22 protein-coding genes are annotated in these 18,428 nt (G+C 62.8%); 8 read left to right on the forward strand and 14 right to left on the reverse strand.

Annotation, left to right across the window (positions count from 1 at the left end; all coding sequences use genetic code 11):
* Positions 1–36 precede the first annotated feature (36 nt).
* The 5 genes from ACNQPL_RS12465 (at position 37) to ACNQPL_RS12485 (ending at position 6,214) form a co-directional block, all read left to right on the forward strand.
* Positions 37–1,200, forward strand: coding sequence for an iron-containing alcohol dehydrogenase (locus tag ACNQPL_RS12465; RefSeq protein WP_416466891.1), 1,164 nt, complete (start codon positions 37–39; stop codon positions 1,198–1,200).
* A gap of 2 nt (positions 1,201–1,202) precedes the next feature.
* Positions 1,203–1,637: an acyl-CoA thioesterase gene (locus tag ACNQPL_RS12470; protein ID WP_258656862.1), complete on the forward strand. Its 435-nt coding sequence runs from the start codon at positions 1,203–1,205 to the stop codon at positions 1,635–1,637.
* 21 nt (positions 1,638–1,658) lie between these two features.
* The gene (locus ACNQPL_RS12475) at positions 1,659–2,843 is read left to right on the forward strand and encodes an acetyl-CoA C-acyltransferase (RefSeq protein ID WP_416466892.1); all 1,185 of its coding nucleotides are present in this window, start codon (positions 1,659–1,661) and stop codon (positions 2,841–2,843) included.
* 174 nt (positions 2,844–3,017) lie between these two features.
* A complete protein-coding gene (locus ACNQPL_RS12480; protein WP_416466894.1) occupies positions 3,018–4,871 on the forward strand; it encodes a DUF1302 domain-containing protein in 1,854 nt (617 codons plus the stop codon).
* 20 nt (positions 4,872–4,891) lie between these two features.
* Positions 4,892–6,214, forward strand: coding sequence for a serine hydrolase domain-containing protein (locus tag ACNQPL_RS12485; RefSeq protein WP_416466895.1), 1,323 nt, complete (start codon positions 4,892–4,894; stop codon positions 6,212–6,214).
* On the opposite strand, the gene ACNQPL_RS12490 is transcribed toward ACNQPL_RS12485, so the two are convergent.
* Positions 6,215–6,379: a hypothetical protein gene (locus tag ACNQPL_RS12490; protein ID WP_416466897.1), complete on the reverse strand. Its 165-nt coding sequence runs from the start codon at positions 6,377–6,379 to the stop codon at positions 6,215–6,217. It abuts the gene before it with no gap.
* Positions 6,380–6,670: 291 nt separating this feature from the next.
* On the opposite strand from ACNQPL_RS12490, the gene ACNQPL_RS12495 reads away from it, so the two are divergent.
* Entirely contained in the window at positions 6,671–7,366 is a 696-nt protein-coding gene (locus ACNQPL_RS12495) for a 3-oxoacid CoA-transferase subunit A (protein ID WP_346612465.1), read from the forward strand.
* A gap of 8 nt (positions 7,367–7,374) precedes the next feature.
* Positions 7,375–8,016, forward strand: a complete 642-nt coding sequence (locus ACNQPL_RS12500) for a 3-oxoacid CoA-transferase subunit B (protein WP_346612466.1) — start codon at positions 7,375–7,377, stop codon at positions 8,014–8,016.
* Between the two features lie 240 nt (positions 8,017–8,256).
* Here the strand turns inward: ACNQPL_RS12500 and ACNQPL_RS12505 are convergent, their stop codons facing one another.
* From ACNQPL_RS12505 to ACNQPL_RS12555, 11 genes are all read right to left on the reverse strand, one after another.
* Entirely contained in the window at positions 8,257–8,568 is a 312-nt protein-coding gene (locus tag ACNQPL_RS12505) for a DUF2388 domain-containing protein (RefSeq protein ID WP_416466898.1), read from the reverse strand.
* 80 nt (positions 8,569–8,648) lie between these two features.
* Positions 8,649–8,834 (reverse strand): hypothetical protein, encoded by a 186-nt coding sequence (locus ACNQPL_RS12510; protein ID WP_346612468.1) that lies wholly within the window; start codon positions 8,832–8,834, stop codon positions 8,649–8,651.
* 39 nt (positions 8,835–8,873) lie between these two features.
* Entirely contained in the window at positions 8,874–9,230 is a 357-nt protein-coding gene (locus ACNQPL_RS12515) for a DUF1090 family protein (protein WP_416466899.1), read from the reverse strand.
* A 318-nt stretch (positions 9,231–9,548) separates the two neighbouring features.
* A complete protein-coding gene (locus tag ACNQPL_RS12520) occupies positions 9,549–9,941 on the reverse strand; it encodes a hypothetical protein (protein ID WP_416466901.1) in 393 nt (130 codons plus the stop codon).
* Positions 9,942–10,006: 65 nt separating this feature from the next.
* Positions 10,007–10,807, reverse strand: coding sequence for a winged helix-turn-helix domain-containing protein (locus ACNQPL_RS12525; RefSeq protein ID WP_416466902.1), 801 nt, complete (start codon positions 10,805–10,807; stop codon positions 10,007–10,009).
* 227 nt (positions 10,808–11,034) lie between these two features.
* Entirely contained in the window at positions 11,035–11,268 is a 234-nt protein-coding gene (locus ACNQPL_RS12530; RefSeq protein WP_416466903.1) for a hypothetical protein, read from the reverse strand.
* Positions 11,269–11,388: 120 nt separating this feature from the next.
* Positions 11,389–11,931 carry an NMCC_0638 family (lipo)protein gene (locus ACNQPL_RS12535; protein ID WP_416466904.1) on the reverse strand — a complete coding sequence of 181 codons (543 nt, stop codon included), beginning with the start codon at positions 11,929–11,931 and terminating at the stop codon, positions 11,389–11,391.
* 289 nt (positions 11,932–12,220) lie between these two features.
* Positions 12,221–13,471, reverse strand: a complete 1,251-nt coding sequence (locus ACNQPL_RS12540; protein WP_416466905.1) for an aspartate aminotransferase family protein — start codon at positions 13,469–13,471, stop codon at positions 12,221–12,223.
* 61 nt (positions 13,472–13,532) lie between these two features.
* Positions 13,533–14,438: a LysR family transcriptional regulator gene (locus tag ACNQPL_RS12545; protein WP_416466906.1), complete on the reverse strand. Its 906-nt coding sequence runs from the start codon at positions 14,436–14,438 to the stop codon at positions 13,533–13,535.
* 91 nt (positions 14,439–14,529) lie between these two features.
* A complete protein-coding gene (locus ACNQPL_RS12550) occupies positions 14,530–15,066 on the reverse strand; it encodes a 2,4'-dihydroxyacetophenone dioxygenase family protein (RefSeq protein WP_416466907.1) in 537 nt (178 codons plus the stop codon).
* 123 nt (positions 15,067–15,189) lie between these two features.
* Entirely contained in the window at positions 15,190–16,599 is a 1,410-nt protein-coding gene (locus ACNQPL_RS12555) for an amino acid permease (RefSeq protein ID WP_416466909.1), read from the reverse strand.
* Positions 16,600–16,845: 246 nt separating this feature from the next.
* Here ACNQPL_RS12555 and ACNQPL_RS12560 point away from each other — a divergent pair, with 246 nt between their 5' ends.
* On the forward strand, positions 16,846–17,097 hold the full coding sequence (locus ACNQPL_RS12560; RefSeq protein WP_346612476.1) for a hypothetical protein: 252 nt from the start codon (positions 16,846–16,848) through the stop codon (positions 17,095–17,097).
* 205 nt (positions 17,098–17,302) lie between these two features.
* On the opposite strand, the gene ACNQPL_RS12565 is transcribed toward ACNQPL_RS12560, so the two are convergent.
* Together ACNQPL_RS12565 and ACNQPL_RS12570 are read right to left on the reverse strand one after the other, a co-directional pair.
* Positions 17,303–17,569, reverse strand: a complete 267-nt coding sequence (locus tag ACNQPL_RS12565) for a hypothetical protein (RefSeq protein ID WP_346612477.1) — start codon at positions 17,567–17,569, stop codon at positions 17,303–17,305.
* Between the two features lie 90 nt (positions 17,570–17,659).
* The gene (locus ACNQPL_RS12570) at positions 17,660–18,379 is read right to left on the reverse strand and encodes a Crp/Fnr family transcriptional regulator (RefSeq protein WP_346612478.1); all 720 of its coding nucleotides are present in this window, start codon (positions 18,377–18,379) and stop codon (positions 17,660–17,662) included.
* Positions 18,380–18,428 lie beyond the last annotated feature (49 nt).

Consider the following 18,428-nt stretch of genomic DNA (forward strand, 5'->3'; position numbering starts at 1 on the left):
CGGCTGTTCACCCACAAGAACAAGAGGAACATGAGCATGCAGCCTTTCAGTTTTGCCACCACCCCCCATCTGCTGTGCGAACCCGGCGCCGCCGGGCGCCTGGCGCAGCTGTGCCAGCAACGCGGCGTGCGCCGCGTGCTGATCGTCACCGACCCGGGCATCGTCAACCTGGGCATGCTCGATGACTTGCTGCCAGGGTTCACCCAGGCCCGCCTGAGCGTGGCGATCTTCAGCGAGGTCAGCGCCGACCCCAGCCACGCCTGCGTGCTGTCGGCCGTCGCTCGGGCGCGGCATATCGGCGCCGAGCTGATCGTCGGCTTCGGTGGCGGCAGCTCCATGGATGTCGCCAAGCTGGTGGCGCTGCTGGCGCACCCGGCCTGTGACCAGACCCTGGAGGCGGTCTACGGCATCGACCAGGCCAAAGGCCAGCGCCTGGCGCTGATCCAGGTGCCGACCACCGCCGGGACGGGGTCGGAGGTTACACCCGTGGCCGTGATCACCACCGGCGAGGCGGCCAAGATGGCGGTGATTTCACCCCTGTTGCTGCCCGACCTGGCGTTGCTCGACGCCGAACGCACCCTCGGCCTGCCACCGGCGATCACCGCCGCCACGGGGATCGATGCCATGGTCCATGCCATCGAGGCCACCACCAGCCAGTTCAAGCGCAACCCGCTGTCCAGCCTGTTGGCCCGTGAGGCGCTGGCGCTGCTGGCCGGCAACCTCGACCAGGCGGTGCACAACGGCGGCAATCTGGCGGCGCGCCAGGCCATGCTGCTGGGCGCCTGCCTGGCCGGGCAGGCGTTTGCCAACGCGCCGGTGGCGGCGGTGCATGCGCTGGCCTACCCATTGGGGGCGCGTTACCACGTGCCGCATGGGCTGGCCAATGCGCTGGTGCTGCCCCACGTGATGCGCTTCAACCGTCGCGAAGCGTTCGCCGACTACGCCGCGTTGGCCCCGGCACTGCTTGGCGACCGGCTGGTGCCCGGCGACCCGCATGAGCTGTGCAGCCAGTTCATCGATGAGCTGGAGCAGCTGGCGCCACGCTGCGGCCTGCCCAGCCGGCTGCGAGATGTCGGGGTACCGCGGCACAGTCTGCCATTGCTGGCCGAGGATGCCCTGCAACAGCAACGGTTGCTGGTCAACAACCCGCGCAAGGTCACCCTCGACGACGCATTGGCCCTCTATCAGGCGGCGTTTTGAACATGGCCAGGGAACGCCCGCTGCGCGGCGCCTACCGCCACTTCCAGCCGATCACCACGCGCTGGCACGACAACGACCTGTATGGGCATGTGAACAACGTTGTGTATTACGGGTTTTTCGACAGTGCCGTGAATACCTGGTTGATCGAGCACGCCGGCCTCGATATCCACCACGACCCGGTGGTGGCCTACGTGGCCGGGTCCGCCTGCGACTATTTTGCCGCCGTCGCCTTCCCGCAACGCATCGAGGTGGGCATCGCCGTCGAACGGTTGGGCAACAGTTCGGTGCACTACGCCCTGGCCGTGTTCGTCGAGGGCGAGCCCGAGGCCTGCGCCGCTGGCCGTTTCACCCATGTGTTCGTCGATCGCCGCAACAACCGCCCGGTCACTATCCCCGCCAAATTGCGCAGCGCCTACGAAAGCCTGCTGCCGGTGTAATTGCCCAAGGAGAGCCGTTTCATGCAAGACGCCGTCATCGTATCCACCGCACGCACGCCCATCGCCAAGGCTTGGCGCGGCGCGTTCAACGACCTCACCACCCCCAGCATGAGCGCCATTGCCATCCGCGCCGCCGTCGAGCGCGCCGGCGTGGAGCCGGGCGAGGTCGAAGACCTGGTGCTGGGCACCGCCATGCAAAGCGGGACCGCCGCCATCAACCCGGCGCGCTTGTCGGCCCTGGCGGCCGGCTTGCCGCAGTCGGTGGCCGGGCAAACCATCGACCGCCAATGCGCTTCAGGGCTGATGGCCATTGCCATCGGCGCTCAGCAGATTCGCGGCGAGGGCATGCAGGTGGTGGTCGGCGCCGGGCAGGAGCAGATCAGCCTGGTGCAGCAGGCGCACATGCAGGCCGCCAATGCTGCCCAGGACGCCACGGTGCGGCGCCTGTGCCAGCACGCCTACATGCCCATGCTGCACACGGCCGAGCACGTCGCCAAACGCTATGGCATCAACCGCCACGCCCAGGATCGGTTCGCCTTGCTGTCGCAGCAACGCACAGCGGCAGCGCAGGAGGCCGGGCTGTTCGCTGACGAAATCGTGGCGGTCACGGCGCAACGCAAGGTCGTCGACAAGGCCACTGGCGTCCAATTCCACGAGCGCGTGCACCTGAGCCAGGACGAAGGTAACCGCCCGCACACCCGGCTGGCGGACCTTGAGGCACTGCAACCGGTGATCGAGGGCGGCTGCGTGACTGCGGGCAATGCCAGCCAGTTGTCCGACGGTGCCAGCGCCTGTGTGCTGATGAGCGGTGCCCGGGCGGCACGCGCAGGCTGCCAGCCGCTGGGGCTGTACCGGGGCATGGCGGTGGTCGGCCTGGCCCCGGAGGAAATGGGCATTGGCCCGGTGCTGGCGATACCACGCCTGTTGGCGCGCCACGCGTTGCGGGTCGAAGACATCGGCTTGTGGGAGATCAACGAGGCATTCGCCTGCCAGGTGCTCTACTGCGCCGAACACCTGGGCATCGACCCGTCGCGGCTTAACGTCAACGGTGGCGCCATCGCCATCGGCCACCCCTATGGCATGAGCGGTGCGCGCATGGTCGGGCATGCCTTGCTCGAAGGCCGCCGGCGCAAGGTTCGCTACGTGGTGGTGAGCATGTGCGTGGGCGGGGGCATGGGCGCCGCAGGCTTGTTCGAAGTGCTCTGAAGCACCGCCATCGAGCCATAACGAACCGGCATGGCATTGATCCGAAGACGCTATTTGTGAGCGTAATCAAACCTACCTGATACTGCTCGTCACCGACACCGCCGGCCTGGGCGGCCGGCGCGTCCGCGCTGAACCCATCATTTCCCTCTCTAATAAAACAACAAGAGGTTAAGAGTGAGCGCAACCCTCCTATTCTGTCGGCGCCAGGCGCCGCTGGCGGCCTTGTGCTGCCTGCTCGCCACCCCGGTTGCGGGCGTTCAATTCGACGTTGGCTCGCTGCAAGGGCGTTTCGACTCGGCGCTGTCGCTGAGTACCGCCGTCAGCACTGCCAACCCCGACAAACAGCAGTTGCAGGCAGCCAATGGCAACGACGCGCGGCGCAACTACCGCTCGGGCGATGTATTTTCGGCGATGTTCAAAGGCACCCACGACCTGGAGCTGCGCCGCGAGAACGTGGGTGTATTCCTGCGTGGCACCTATTGGTACGACACCGCGCAGCGCGACCACAGCCAGCGGGCCGTCGACATCGACGACCGCAACCGCCAGGTTTCGGCGAAAACCGCGGGGGCGGAGCTGCTCGATGCATTCGCCTATGGCCTTTACGACATTGGCGGTGAACCCGGGTCGCTGCGGGTGGGCAAACAGGTGGTCAACTGGGGGGAAAGCCTGTTCATCCAGGGCGGGCTGAACGTGATCAACCCCTTCAACCAGGCTGCGCTGCGCCGGCCAGGCTCGGAAGTGAAAGACGCCCTGGCGCCGGTCAACCTGCTGTATGTCACGCAGAACCTCAACCAGGCGCTGTCTTTCGATGCCTTCTACCAGCTGGACTGGGAGCAGACCCGGCTGGAGAACTGCGCAACGTTCTTTTCCGGCAACGACTTCATGCCCGAAGGCTGCCAGGGGCTGGATGTCGGCGGGCAGATGGTGACCAACCCGGCCGTGTCGCCGGCCCTGGCCCCGTTTGGTGTGACGCTGACGGAGGAGGGCGTGCGCGTGCCTCGGGGCGCCGACCAGGATGCACGCAACGGTGGCCAATGGGGTGTATCGCTGCACTGGTACGTGGAGCCACTGGATACCGAGTTCGGCCTGTTCGCCGCCAATTACCACAGCCGCTCGCCCTACCTGGGCACGGTCAGCAGCCGTTATTACGCCAATACGGGTTTTGCCCGTGAACTGTGCGGCAATGTCGGTGTGGCGCTGGCCAATTGCGGGGCTTTTCTGGCGTCCAGCAACGGGCAGACCCTGGCCGGGGCGCTGCGCATGGGCACCTCGCAGTACCGGGCGCAATACCCCGAAGACATCCGCCTGTACGGCCTGACCTTCGCCACCACCCTGCGCAACGGTGCCGCCGTGCAGGGCGAACTGAGCTACCGGCCGAACATGCCGGTGCAGCTCAACGGCAACGATGTGCTGCAGTCATTGCTCAATGCCCCCGGCCGCAGCCCGCTCAACGGCGCCGGCCTGCGTCCTGCTTCAGACAACACTCCCTTCGACGGTTACCGGCGCAAGGAGGTGACCCAGGCCCAGGTATCGGCCGTGCAGGCGTTCAGCCAGGTCATGGGCGCCAACCAGCTGCTGCTGATGGGGGAGGTGGGCGCCACCTATGTCGGCGGGCTGGAGGGGCGTTTCGGGCCGCGTTATGGCCGCTCCGGTGCCTATGGCAACGGCGAGCTGGCCGACAACAGCCTGTGCCTGGCGATCTCGAAAAGCCCAGGCGACTGCAACGACGAGGGCTTTGTCACACCCTTTTCCTGGGGCTACCGCCTGCGCGCGACCTGGAGCTATCCCAACCTGATCCAAGGCCTGGACATTCGCCCAGGCCTGGCCTGGGCCCATGACGTCAAGGGTTACTCACCGGCGGACAGCTCGGCCTTCAACGAAGGCTCGCGCTCGATCAGCCTGGGCGTGGACGTCAGCCTGGCCAGCCAGTACTGGGCAAGCCTTGCCTACACCGATTACCTCGACGGCGATTACGGCACCCGCGGCGACCGCGATTATGTGGCGTTCAGCGTGGGCGCCAACTTCTAGTGCAACCAAGGAGCAAGACCATGTCCAAGCGCAGCATGCAGCCTTCATCCGCCAACCTGACGAGTATCGCCCTGGTGCTGGCCGGTGCCTTGGCCCCAACGCTGGCGGTCGGTGCACCGACCGGGCAGGGTGTGATGCAGGGGTTCCCTCCGGCGCCGGAGCTGCGGGTCAACCAGGCCAATGCCTTTCAGCCACCGTACTTGCGCTGGTCAATGCGCCACGCCCGTGAGGTGTCGCCCACCCGGGGCATCGGCCGCGCAGCCACACCGCTGGCCTTGGCCGAAGGCCGCGCGGCGGCGCTCGACCAACTGGCTTTCAGCGCCGGCGACCAGCCGTTGACCGTGGCCGGCTACCTGCAGCAAACCAGCACCGACGGGCTGATCGTGCTGCACCGGGGCAAGGTGGTGTACGAGCGTTACATGGACGGCTTCCAACCCGGCCAGCCCCATATCTGGGCGTCGATGACCAAGTCGGTCACCGGCCTGATCGCCGCCCAGCTGATCGCTGAAGGTGCACTGGACCCGCAGCGTACGCTGGCGCATTACGTGCCGGAACTGCGCGGCACGCCGTTTGGCGAGGCGACGGTGCAGGCCAACCTGGACATGCAGGTGGCGGTGCAGTACCCCGCGCAGATGCCGCCGGACCTCGGCCTGTTTGCCGCCACCGGCCTGATACCGCGGAGCGAGGGCATGCCGGGGGATATCTACAGCTTCCTGCGGCAGGTGCAGCAGGCGCCGAACCCCGCTGGCCAAGCGCCGTTCTTCTACCAGAACGGCTCGCCGGAAGCGCTGGCCTGGGCGTTGCGGCGCATCACCGGGCTGAACTGGGCGCAGTTGGTCGAACAGCGGTTGTGGTCACGCTTCGCCGAGGACGATGCCTATGTGCAAGTCGACCCGCTCGGTACCGAAATGGCCAGTGGCGGCATCAGCTGCAATTTGCGCGACACCGCCCGCTTCGCCGAACTGGTGCGCCGCGAACTGGCGCGTGATGCCAAGGGCGACAGCTTCAACCAGGCGGTGCACAGCACGTTCCAGCCTGCGGACCCGGCAGTGTTCGCCCAGGGCAGCCTCGGCCCCGGCCGCCCTGGGTACAGCTACCGCAATTACTGGTACCAGAAAAACGACGGTGACGGTTCGTTCGAGGCCAGCGGGCGCTTCGGGCAGAAAATCTTCATCAACCCCCGCCGCGAACTGGTGATCGTCAAGCTCTCAGCCACCGCCGACCAGGCCCGTCGCGCCACGCGTGCTGACGGCGAGGCAAACGCCCCCGCGCGCGTGGTGGACTCGCCGGCTACGTTCAATAGCATGGTCGGTGCGGTGCTGGCGGCGCTGCCACGCTCATGATCAGCTCGCAGCGCCAGCAAGCAGCTTCAACAACGCATCAGCGTCGACTTTTGCACTGACCTCGCCACCCTCGAGCAGGCCGTCGGCCAAGTCGCGCTTGCGGGCATGCAGGGCGACGATCTGTTCTTCGAGGGTGTTCTCGGCCACCAGCCGGTAAAGGGTCACCGGGCGCTGCTGGCCAATGCGATGGGCACGGTCACTGGCTTTAGCTGCGCGGTCTTGCCTTTGTAACGATGCGTATTAAACGGTGGGCACACCCGACCGAAAATCGCACAATCGTTCGGTAACCGCACATATTCCCGCATCCCCCCCTCTACTGTTGCCGCGTCTTGCGGCACGCTATAGCCATATCAGCAAAACAACGCCAATCGCTGAGAGGCCCAGTAATTCTCCCATGGCTTGGCGGCTGACCACTGACCAGATAAACCCTACTCCAGGAACCACCAGGAGCTCGCCTTGATCAACAAAACGTTTGAGTCCATCGCCAGCGCGGTAGAAGACATCATCGACGGTTCGACCATCATGGTCGGTGGCTTTGGTACGGCCGGTATGCCGTCCGAGCTCATCGACGGGCTGATCGCCACCGGTGCCCGCGACCTGACCATCATCAGCAACAATGCCGGCAACGGCGAGATCGGCCTGGCCGCGCTGCTCAAGGCGGGCTGCGTGCGCAAGGTAGTCTGCTCGTTCCCGCGGCAGTCCGACTCGTACGTGTTCGACGAACTGTACCGCGCCGGCAAGATCGAGCTGGAAGTGGTGCCGCAAGGCAACCTGGCCGAGCGCATCCGCGCCGCAGGCTCCGGCATCGGCGCGTTCTTCTCGCCGACCGGCTACGGTACCCTGCTGGCCGAAGGCAAGGAAACCCGTGAGATCGATGGCCGCATGTATGTGCTGGAAATGCCGCTGCACGCTGACTTCGCGCTGATCAAAGCGCACCAGGGCGACCGCTGGGGCAACCTGATCTACCGCAAGGGCGCGCGCAACTTCGGCCCGATCATGGCCATGGCCGCCAAGACTGCCATCGCTCAAGTCGACCAGGTTGTCGAGCTCGGCGTGCTTGACCCGGAGCACATCGTCACCCCGGGTATCTTCGTCCAGCGCGTGGTTGCCGTCCCCGGCGCTACCGCTTCCTTGATCGCCAACGCTGTCTGAGGCCTGCCATGACCATCACCAAAAAGCTCTCCCGTACCGAGATGGCCCAACGCGTGGCCGCAGACATCCAGGAAGGCGCCTACGTTAACCTGGGTATCGGCGCCCCGACGTTGGTGGCCAACTTCCTGGGTGACAAGGAAGTCTTCCTGCACAGCGAGAACGGCCTGCTGGGCATGGGCCCGAGCCCGGCGCCGGGCGAGGAAGACGATGATCTGATCAACGCCGGTAAGCAGCATGTGACCATGCTTCCTGGCGGCGCGTTCTTCCACCACGCCGACTCGTTCTCGATGATGCGCGGCGGCCATCTGGACATTGCCGTGTTAGGCGCTTTCCAGGTGTCGGTCAAAGGCGACCTGGCCAACTGGCACACCGGTGCCGAAGGTTCGATCCCCGCCGTAGGCGGCGCGATGGACCTTGCTACTGGCGCCCGCCAGGTGTTCGTGATGATGGACCACCTGACCAAGTCCGGCGAAAGCAAGCTGGTGCCTGAGTGCACCTACCCGCTGACCGGCTTCGGTTGCGTCAGCCGCATCTACACCGACCTGGCCGTCCTGGATGTGACCTCTGATGGGCTGCGGGTGGTCGAGATCTATGCGGATATCGACTTCGAGCAGTTGCAGGCGCTGAGTGGCGTACCACTGATCCAGTGATCGGCGCAGCACGCATCGCCACTGCGTTCCACGAGGGGCTGCTATCGACTCATGGCGGACACCATCCCACCGCCCTGAAGTCAGTACCGGCCTCATCGCCGGCAAGCCGGCTCCCACAGATCAAACGCCAACTTACTGATTTGGCGGGGATCCTGTAGGAGCGTAACCAGTCTCCGGGCTTGCGCAGTATCCGTGGGAGCCGCGCTTGCCGGCGATGGGCCGCGAAGCGGCCCCGGCCTTTTACTGGGCTACACCCCTGGCCAGTATGGATTGCGCCAACTCCATATCACTGATCTCCATTTCAGGGTGGGATGTTCGAAATTTTTCCATCGCAGCTTCCAGATAGACGCCCTTGATGCCGCCATTACTTGCAACGAAGGTGCTTGCATCATCTTGTGTGCCGACGATCAGTTTTTTATCTCGGGATGTTAAATAGGTGGTGGCCGTGCTCGTGCTGGAGATCAGGGTTTCAGCCCAGAAATCATTAATCGCCATTGCAGGGCTGGAAAGAACCATCAGGCAGTAAGCTGATGGGATACATAGGTAGCGCATGGAGAAAACCTGAAGGTAGACCACTGGCAGTGGTTTATGATAATGCCCGAGAAGTAAAACCTTTATTTGCAGTGCTCAACTCACTTTCTCGCTTTAATCCGCTCGGCAGCATCATTGGCGCGCTTCAAGCGCGCAGTCCGCTGGGATTTATTGTAATCATCACGCCCCTGCATCACGCCGCCCGCGATCTCAATCCAATCATTCGCGGTGCAGCCAGAAACAAGCGCACAAAATAAAAACGGGGCCATAGACATCAACGGCTTCATTGCACACCTCTATCAACCAGGCTCAAACTTAAGCTATAACTAACTTTCTTGCGCTGAAATACGGCGCAACCTTTCGCGCGCTTGTTCCAGTTTTTGCTTGTACCTTTCTACCATTCTGGGTGAGCCGGACGCTATTGCAGCATCCAACTGATCCTCCCTCCGTTGGACATCCTGCAGCGCCCGAGACAACCGGTCCTCCCGTTGGCTTGGCACATCGTCGCGGCAGTACCGCTCAACCCGATATAACGCCGACTCCAAGCCTCGCTGCTTGTATATATTGCCCGATCGTATCGCCTGATCCCTTTCGTAAATAATTTCATCTTTCTGCTGTTGGCAGGGCTTTCCGCTGTCGGCGTACGACTGATCACACCCTATGATAAAAGCAACCATGCCCATTAAACATGCCCTTGGCACTGACACCTCACCTTTTGCTGCTGCTTCAACCTTGAATGTTCCACAGCGCACAGCAACGCGAACTTCGCGTTCGTTTCAGGCCTGTGGCTACGTTGTGCGAGCAGGTCATCGAAGAACCCTGCTCAACTCGAGCTCCACAGTACCTGGCGAGAATACGACGGGCTTTACTTCGGCCCTACGTGGCCTTACTTATCTTTCCATGGGGCGGGATGGCTCTTACTTTTTCTTACCCAACGTGGCGCACGGGCGGCCCTGCGCCGGAGTCACCGGCGATTGCGGGTTCCAGGCGTGTGACATTGACTAACGCGGCACATGGCACACACCCACAACCAGGTTGTTCACATTGAAGTAGTATTCGAAATCGGAAAACGCATTGAAGGTCATCACACCCCCTTGAAACCCACGTGCCATGAAGGGGATGTTGCCTCCCGCCGTATCGCCATCGAAGATTGAAACGCTGCGGGTTTTGAAAAGGTACCGCGAGGTATCCAGGTGCGTCATCGATAACTCGAACCGTCGGTCGTACAGGTATTTCACGCCGTGCGGTGTTACCACTTGGTAGTAGACATAAATGGCCCCTTCATTGGGGTCGATCGTCATATCCCCCACGCCGCGCCAAAGCCCCTCTCCATCCTCCACGTGGACGAAGTCAATGGAGGCGCTGCACGGTGCCCGGGGGATATCTTTGTACACGGATATTGCGTACTTGCCTATCAAAGTTCCAAAGGTCACTATTGAAACCAGGGAGGTAAGGCCAATCACTTTTTTCCAACGCGTAGATAGTTTACGCACAACGCCTCCCCGTGGCTTTCTGGTTTGACACAGCTGATCAGTAGTTGGCTGAGAGGCTTGCGTATATAAAAGTTGCTGTCTTTCAAAGCCAGCGGTGGCTCGAATCCCGTCATCGCCGTCAACACGTCATCCTTTGACATGCGTTCACTGGCTTCCGCATATAGCGTTGCATCTTCACTGGCCCATACACGCTTCCACGCTTCCAGGTCAGGGGGCTTGTGAAACATAAGGTAGGCATAAACAGCCGGCAACAAAGCGCCAAGAATGACGAGGCTTGGCAAGAACAAGTGGCTATTTCTGCGTATCCACCCGTCACGCAACGGCAGGGGCGCCGTAACTGAGTTTGTCTTTTTGTCGGCACAGTCGTTGTGCGGACTGCCATTGCCAGGGGTATCTTCACTGTCGACAACTGACGCACCAGCGCTATCTGGGGCAGTGTGCAATGGCATATTGCGTTCAACTGCAGGGTCCGCAGAGATCAGGGTGATTTCGCAAAGCAGTATCAAACCTCGTTTAGGCAACGTCTTCAAACTGTCACGAGGTACGCCAATATCAACCAGCTTTGAACGAAGCGCATGCACGGTTTTATAATAACTGCTGTCCGAGACAATCAACCCCCGCCCACCCCAAACCCGGGCGATGATCGCTTCTTTATCGGTAATGCCTGCTATTAGCGCGAGCAACATGTCACTTTCATTGCTGCCGAGCGTGGTTGTTAACTGATCGCAACTCAGCGTCATCCGCTCAGCGTCGTAACAGACCTCCATCCATACTCCTTTCTGTGGTGCAAATGCGTTTCATCCAGCGCCTAGGCACACCGTCAACTTTGCGGGTGCCCAGCCTGCACTCAAGACAGTCGCGCTGGGTTCTGCATACTATCATGCCCACATGGCGATCCAGATCAGGGCCGTCCGAGTGACCGGTGTGCCAGGCCCACTCGGGTGCACACTATGAGCGGGCGGTGGCCTGGGGATTTGGCCGCATGACGTGAACCCTAGCTGTCGCTGTCCTGCACAGTGACCCTCACGCCCGTCGCTACGATCTCGTATTCGCGTTCGGAAATCTTGTTTACGGCACCCCCAAACTGCATTTCAAAATGCTTTAAGCCGGGATGTCGAATCATGCCATTGGGCGAGCGCTCCACTGTCTCATCCTGATAGATGTTAATGACGTAATTCACATTATCCGTGCCAACTCCGACTATTTTTCCAACATATTTATCGGCCATGTCCGCACTCCTTGAGTGAAACTTCAAGGTAGCCGCAACGGATGGATCAAGCCACAGCAATCAGCGATTTACCGTGACCGGCCATCCTGCGGGCTGGGGTGTGCACGCTTGTTGCGGATTTTATTCGGTTACGAATGCTGCCGAACCCAGCACTTGAAGCCGTGCGAATTGAGACTTGGCTGTTGTGAGGGTGAACAGCATTTTTGTTCGCTCACCAGGAAGTGACCACGTGTAGGCAAGGGTGTGAGTTTCTCCGGCAGGGGTTTGCCCACGCTCGTCCTGTACCTGGACTGAAATCAACGGAGGAGGCGCCGTTGCAACCAGCTTGGTGAACAGCTTGACTGTCGCCTCCGTGTCGGCCCTGCGGCCAGATATGAAACAGGTGTTCTTTTCTCGGGAAATTGCCAGCAAGAACGTTCCGTGTTTGTCTGGAACAGGCCAGATGTCGGCAGTGCGGCCGCTCACAAAAGGCTCGGCTTGTTCGGGAGGGAGGGTTGGCAGCGGCCGTAGCAATATTCGAAGTGCTTCCAGATTTGTGACGTGCCTCATGCAAAGCCTAAGGTAAAGATTGGCAAATGAGTTGGCTTGATCTTCACCAACGCTGGCGAGGCAGGCGTTGGTACTCAGCACCATCATGAGTAAAGCGGCGAATAGTCTGAGCACGCATACTTCCCTGGAGACATTGCGATAGAGCCGGGCAGGAATGCCTCGAGCCGATCGCTGATTCAAGTGATCGGCCGAGCCTAGAACGCTCACATCGCGCCCGCAACGGAAAATGGCCGGCACGCTTGTGTTTGGGAAATGGACTACACGCAAGAGTGGAAGCCTGATTGCCTTCCACCCCAGTCTCACTGCCGCCCCGTGCGAGTCGCCCCTGATGTCGTAGCGGGCCATTTGGATGGTGGCTGCGAAGCTGCTCAGGCTTCCAGAAAAATGCTGACCCCGTGGCTCATCAATTCCTATCGGCAAAACGCGGCGCCAGCTGCACAGCAGCTGCTTCGAACGCGCGCGTCATCTGCTCCACGATTGCATCGCTGTGCTCGAACGACAGGTAGATCCGCCCGTACTGCGACGGCATCACCAGCAGCCCCTGCGCACGCAGCGCCAGGTGCAGGGCCTGGCTGAAGCCTGCATCGCCGAACGCAGCCGCTTCTGCATAGGTGGACGGCGCACGCGCGGATGGCCAGATGGCGAACACGTTGCCGTAGCCGCTGGTGCTGATGGTGATGCCCTGGGCCTTGAAGATCGCTTGTACGGCCTGGCGCAGCTGCTCGCCGCGTGCGATCAGCTGTGGGTAGTCGGCAGCGTCCAGTTGCTCCAGCGTGGCGAGCACCGCCGCGCAGGCCAGGGGGTTGCCGCTGAAGGTGCCGCCGCGCAGTACCTTGCCTTGCTCGAAGCCCGCGAGGATATGCGGCTTGCCGACGATGGCCGACACCGGCACGCCGTTGCCGATGGCCTTGCCGACGCTGGCGATGTCCGGGTCCAGGCCGGCGTGCAGGCTGGCAAGCCCGGGATGCAGGCGAAACCCCATCAGCACTTCGTCACTGATCACCAGCGCACCGTGGCGGTGAGCCACCGCCTGCACGTGCTGCAGGTAGCCTGGCGCGGGCATGATGCAGCCGGCATTGGCGAGCATGGGTTCGAGGATCACCGCAGCGATGTCCTGGTCTTCGTCGAACAACCGCTCGACGTCGTCGAAGTCGTTGAAGCGCAGCAGCGTGGTGCGCGCCGTGGCGGGGCGCTCGCCATCGGCGAACGCGGCTTCGGGTGAGCCGACGTTACCGAAGCTGACATCGTCGAACCAGCCGTCGAAGCCGGCCGCCATCTTGGCGATGCGGCCGCGCCCGGTATAGGCGCGCGCCGCACGGCAGGCAAGGTGCACCGCTTCGCTGCCGGAATTGGTGAAGATCACCCGGCTGAGGGCGCCAGTATGGGCCGCCAACGCGGTGGCGGCGGCGTGCTCGCGCACGTGGGCCCAGGAAGGCGAAGCGGAGTCGGCCAGGGCCTCGGCCACCTGCGCGTTGACGCTGGCGTTGGCATGGCCGAGCAGCACGGCGCCGAAGCCCAGTGCGGTGTCGATGTACTGGCGGCCCTGGTCGTCCCACAGGTGCGGGCCTTTGCCGTTACGGATGAACAGGGCCTGGCCGTCGAGTGCCGGGAGGATGCGAGCGGCGCTGGAAACATCGCCTACGAGATTGCGCATGTGTACCTCTGTGTTGTTGTGCGGTACAGGGCTGGCGGTGCGCCTGGCCCTGTTCTGTGCCTCAGCGGGTGTTCCATGGGCTGCTCGCGAGCTTCTGTTCGAGAAAGTCGCGGAACACCCGGATGCGTGGGCTGAGGTGTTTGCGGTTGGTGTAGATCATGTAGATCGGTTCGACGCTGTCCTGGGCATACCGTTGCAGCAGCGGCACCAGGCGGCCTTCCTGGATGTCCTGGCCGATGTGAAATTCGGCCAGGCGCACGATGCCGGCGCCGCTGAGTGCCAAGTCGCGCAGCAAGTCGCCCTGGGCGAAGGTGGCCTTGGGCACCACGGGAACGGTGACGGCCTGGCCATCGACCACGAACCCCCAGGTGTTCCACACGCTGCTGAAGCCGAAGGAAAAACAGCTGTGCTGCAGCAGCTGCCCCGGGTGTTCAGGCGTGCCGTGCGCGGCCAGGTAACTGGGCGATGCACAGATGACCCAGCGGCTTTGGCCGATCTTGCGGGCGATGCGCGACGAGTCGGGCAGCACGCCGCTGTGGATGGCCACGTCCAGCCCCTGGTCGAACTGGTCGCTGAACTGCGCACCCACCTGGATATCCACGGTCAGCCCCGGGTAGGCAGCGAGGAATTCCGGCAGCCAAGGGATGATCTGGTGCTTGGCGAAGGTGGTCATGGTGTGCACCCGCAACGTGCCGCTGACGCGGGTGGGGAAGGCCTCGGCCAGCGAATCGGCTTCGGCCATGGCATTGCTCACCGCGCGGGCGCTGACCAGGTAGGCGGCGCCTTCCTCGGTCAGGGTCAGGCTGCGGGTGCCGCGCTGGAACAGGCGCACGTGCAGGCGGTCCTCCAGGCGCGAAATCAGCTTGCTGATGGCCGACGGGGTCATGCCACAAGCACGCGCCGCAGCAGAAAAGTTGCCGTGCTCGGCGGCGCCGAGGAAGGCCAGCAGTTGTGAGTAGTTGTCCATGTTCTGCCTCCATCAATCAGCAGGATGCTGGCAGCGCCGCGTCGGGGTGGCAACCGGCGTAGCGGTGGCTACGCCAGTGGGGTGAGGCAGCTCAGCGAATGAACTGCTCGATGTAGTCGTCGGGCAACCCCAGCGTCTTGTAGTGAGCGCGGGCGGTTTCCAGCTTGGTGAACACGTCCTCGTAGCCCACGGCGACGCCCTGCGGGTCCACATAGGTATAGCCGCCTTGCACGTGGAACCAGGTGATCATCTCTTCGACGTCTTCCGGCACGAACAGGGTGTGGGTTTCACCTGGCGGCTCGAAGGCGAACGAGCCTTCTTCGGCGATCCAGTCATGCTCCAGGTAGTACCAGCGGCCTTTGAGCACCAGCGCATGCACCCCGCCAGTGTGGCGGTGGCGCGACAGCACACCGCTCTGACGCACCCGCAGCAGGTTGATGTAGTAGCCGCCAGAGACGCTCAGCAGCAGCGGCTTGAATGACACCGAAGCGGTGACCGGCACCCACAGCTGGTCGTCTTCGAGCCACTTGCCGAGTACCCCGGGGTGCACCATGTCGGGGGACATGAACGGCACTTGCGGCAGTTGATAAGGGATGGCCAGTTCGTCGGGTTTTGGCGCAATGCTCATGAAGGGCTTCCACAGTTTGATTTGTTGGATTGCCCGGCCCGCTGTGGGCCGGGGTACAGCCAGGTTAGGGCTGCGTTACAGAAGGCAAAAGAGCGTGCGCGGCACAGCCGCTGTGACGGCGCGTCACGGCGTGCTGGCTTCGAACTGCAACGCGCTGCGCTGCGCCGACAGCGCCGGCTGGCGCTTTTGCAGGTAGGTGCCGATGGCGACCAGCACGGCGGTCAGCCCCAGGGTGCTGAGCAGCTCGGCCCGTTGCCCGGGGAACGCCGCCATGATCGCGAACACGCTGACGATCAGCACGATGGTGAACAGCGTCAGCCACGGGAACAGCCACATGCGCACCTCCAGCTGCTTGCCCAGCGCCACCAGTTTGCGGCGCATGCACAGCTGGGTAATGGCGATCACCAGGTACATCAGCAGGGCCAACGCGCCGCTGGTGGCCAGCAGAAACTGGAACACCTGGGCCGGCAGCAGGTAGTTGGCTGCCAGTGCCGCCAGCGCAGCGGCTGAGGTGAGGGCAACGGCCAGCAGTGGCACACCCTTGGCAGTGGTGCGTGAAACCGCCTCGGGTGCATCGCCGCGGCGTGCCAGCGAGTAGGCCATGCGCGAGGCCGTGTAGATGGCCGAGTTCAGGCAACTGGTGACCGCCACCAGCACCACGATGCTCATGATGCCCGGCGCCCAGGGGATGTTCATCGCGGTCAGTACCGCCTGGTACGAGCCCTGCGCCAACCCCGGTGCGTTCCACGGCACCAGGCACACCACCACGAACATCGAGCCGAGGTAGAACAGGCCCAGGCGCCATACCACAGCGCGGATGGCCTTCTTGATATTGGCTTTCGGGTCACGCGACTCAGCGGCGGCGATGGTCACCACCTCGCTGCCCTGAAAGCTGAACATGGCCGTCAGCAGTGCGGCGACGATGGCCACGTTGCCGTTGGGGGCGAACCCGCCGTTGGCGTACAGGTTGCTGATGCCGCTGGTGGCCGAGCCCGGCAGCAGGCCGAAGATCGCCAGCACGCCGAGGCCGATGAAGCTGACGATCGACACCACCTTGAACAGCGACAGCCAGTATTCCAGCGTGCCGAACGACCCGACGCTGAGGCTGTTGCAGAAGATCAGCACCAGGGTCATGGCAAAGGCCGTGAACCAGTGCGGCAAGCCTAACCAGTCACCGAGGATGTTGCCCGCGACGATGGCTTCGATGGCGATTACCAGCACGTAGAACCACCAGTACAGCCAGCCGATGGAAAACCCCGCCCAGCGCCCGATGGCCTGGTCGGCGTAAGAGGAAAACGAGCCCGTGTCCGGCCGCGCCGTGGCCATTTCGCCAAGCATCTGCATGACCAGCACCACGATTGCCGCGGCGATCACGTACGCCACCAGCACCGCTGGCCCGGCGGCGGCGATGGCATTGCTGGAGCCTACGAACAGCCCGGCGCCAATCACACCGCCGATCGAGATCATCGTGACCTGCCTGCCTTTCAAGCCAGTCCCCAGCTTGTTGTTAGTCTTTTCTTGATCGCCACGCATCGGCTTGCACCTCGGTTGCACGCTTGTTGTTGTCATGGGCCGCCAGCTGCACGGCCTTGCAGGGCTACCTTAAGCGGCAAAGGCACACGGGATTAGCTGGCACAGCGTCATACCGGGTGTGACGGCAGTTCACAGGTGGGTGAAGCAGGTGCAGGCAGTGGGCTGTTGGTCCGATATAAACCCTTTGCCAAGCGCGAAGGCGCACACTCAAGAAAGCTCAGGACTTCTGAGCATCGAGAGGTGTGTATGACCATTGGCAAGAGCTTCACCGATATCGACGCCCCAGGTGGCAACCCCGATGAGGAAGCAGACTGGCCAACCGGCGAAGACGAAGAGGGCAGTGAAGAAGGCGAGGGCTCGAATGCGCAAGATCATGATGATCACGGGGATGAGCAGGCGCGCAAGGAAAGCGTGAAGGGCTCTGGCCGCCCAGACCCTTCGCGAGCCTCGGAGGCGGAGCGGTACAGCTACCAGCCGTGGCAGAAAATGAAGCCGTGAGTAACTGAGGCTGCGCGCTCCCACTTCAACGGCATCGGCCCCAAGCCCTATGCAGGACCTGTGGGAGATTACCCAGCCCTTCGGGCTGCGCTGCCGCGCTGAGAACAAAGCCCGCGAGCGCGCCGCAGAACCTGTGGGAGCTGGCTTGCCAGCGATGAGGCCCGCCCAGGCAACTCAAGGAAGTTGCTGCCACGGGCGTTCGCCGTCAGTGCTTGTCGAGGTAGTGGTGTGGATACAGCGCCTTGTCTTTCTCCAGCTTTTCAGCATCCCCCACGCGCTTGCGAACTTCCGCATAGAACTGCTGGCTCTGGTTCTGAAACCTGACGTAATCCCGGGTGCAGACCTTGAGCGCACAACTGAGCTGCTCACCGCTCAGGCCTTCTGCCCGCTTTTGCGATGCGAGGTACGCCTGCCAGCTGTTCTCCACCTGCAACAGCCCCTGCGCGAACGCAGTTGTCTCGATTGTCGCCATTGCTGCACCCTCGTTGAGCCGCCCGAGCGACGAATGAGCCTTCGAAGTACCGAGCGTAGCCTGTTTTGCCTGGCACGCCTGCGCGGGCTGCTAAACGGGCGGCAGGTAGGGCAGCAGCCGGTCGGTCTCTTTCTTCACCACCGCGTAGCATTCGCAGCTGAGCTGCTCCAGGCGTGCCCTGTCGAGCACCCGGATATGGCCGCGGTTGTACTCGATCACCCCCAACCGCTGCAGTTTGCCGGCGGCATCGGTCACACCCTCGCGGCGCACACCGAGCATGTTGGCAATCAACTCCTGGGTCATGCGCAGCTGGTCACCCGGCAGGCGGTCCAGCGACAGCAGCAGCCAGCGGCACAGTTGCTGGTCGATGGCATGGTGCCGGTTGCACACCGCCGTCTGTGCCATCTGGGTGATCAGTGCCTGGGTGTAGCGCAGCATCAGCATCATCAGTTCGCCATGGCGATTGAACTCCTCCTTGAGCTGTTCGCCCGGCAGGCGGTAGCCATGCCCTGCGCTTTGCACGATGGCGCGGCTGGGCGTGCTTTCACCGCCCATGAACACTGCAATGCCCACCAGCCCTTCATTGCCCACCACCGAAATTTCCGCCGACGCGCCGTTTTCCATGACGTACAGCAGCGAGACGATCGCATCGGCGGGGAAATACACATGGCGCAGGGTATCGCCCGATTCGTACAGTGATTTGCCCAACGGCAGGCTGACGCGCTCCAGGTGCGGCTCAAGCCTGCTGAACGTCTGCGCCGACAAGGCCGCGAGCAGGTAATTCTGTTTGGGGTTGAACACCGATTGCATGCGTGGGACCGTCGCGGGCAGCTGTTGTGGCAACAAGCCTAGTCCAGGG

It is taken from the genome of Pseudomonas sp. LFS044 (genome assembly GCF_047978245.1).
Lineage (GTDB): Bacteria > Pseudomonadota > Gammaproteobacteria > Pseudomonadales > Pseudomonadaceae > Aquipseudomonas.